Below are 792 nucleotides of genomic sequence, written 5' to 3'. Positions count from 1 at the left end.
CGCCGTGGCAACTTACCGCAATACTGCTTTAGCTGTTAATACTCTCTCCTGTTTCAACTTATGAATACAATAATTAATTATTTTTTAATGAATACATAAAAACGCAGTTTTTTTACTGCGTTTTTAAGACTAAATGACTACTTTTTAATTTTTCATAGACTATCTTTGATTTCTTTAAACAAAGCGTACCAAAAATACATATATGCTAAGATACACATAATTAAAAAAGGAATTTTTAACCATAGTGACCACTGCATTGTTATATTCATAATTGAAGTGCGTATATTTGTTTTAAAGATAGCATCTACAAGCAGGGGTAAAAAAGGAATTAGTCCTAGTAATACCTTAAAAATTAATACTATTTTTTTCATAAACTAACCTCTAAAAAGCAATAAACATTACTGCTTTAGCAATCCAATTGGCAGTATTTCTATCTAAGTGACAGCGATATACTAAAGCGTTTGAAATTCCCTTTTCCATGTTCCCTTCCCATCCAAAAAGATAATCGGAAACGGCAGCTGCTCCTTTTTTATCAATAAAGTGTCCTGCTACTTTAAGTAGAGCCTTTACTACTTTTTTTACAACAGCTGTTTTCCATTTAGGAGCATACTTACTTTGACTTGTAGACGTATGATTGGATTTGTTTTCAGTAAAGTAAGCTTGTAATAAGTCTAATTTATCTTTAGTCTTAAGTGATGAATTAGCTGTCAAAGCATTAAATTCAGCCTTTTTTTCTTGTGGTAAATCTGAATATAGATCGCAAATTGCAATAATAAATTGAACACTTTTGGT

2 protein-coding genes are annotated in these 792 nt (G+C 30.3%); both read right to left on the bottom strand.

Going from position 1 to position 792, the window contains the following annotated elements:
* Positions 1-152: 152 nt before the first annotated feature.
* Positions 153-371, bottom strand: coding sequence for a hypothetical protein (locus HMPREF0518_RS09305; RefSeq protein WP_003627982.1), 219 nt, complete (start codon positions 369-371; stop codon positions 153-155).
* Between the two features lie 10 nt (positions 372-381).
* Positions 382-792: hypothetical protein (locus HMPREF0518_RS09300; protein ID WP_003627981.1), on the bottom strand; the 411-nt coding region annotated here is incomplete at its 5' end.

Source organism: Lactobacillus helveticus DSM 20075 = CGMCC 1.1877 (genome assembly GCF_000160855.1).
Taxonomy (GTDB): Bacteria; Bacillota; Bacilli; order Lactobacillales; family Lactobacillaceae; genus Lactobacillus; species Lactobacillus helveticus.
The sequence above is the reverse complement of the archived record's forward strand: the minus strand, read 5'-3'. Positions and strand labels throughout refer to the sequence as shown.

Bases quoted from the DNA above. Each gene is read 5' to 3' on its own strand.
- HMPREF0518_RS09305 (WP_003627982.1), bottom strand. From the start codon at position 371: ATGAAAAAAATAGTATTAATTTTTAAGGTATTACTAGGACTAATTCCT.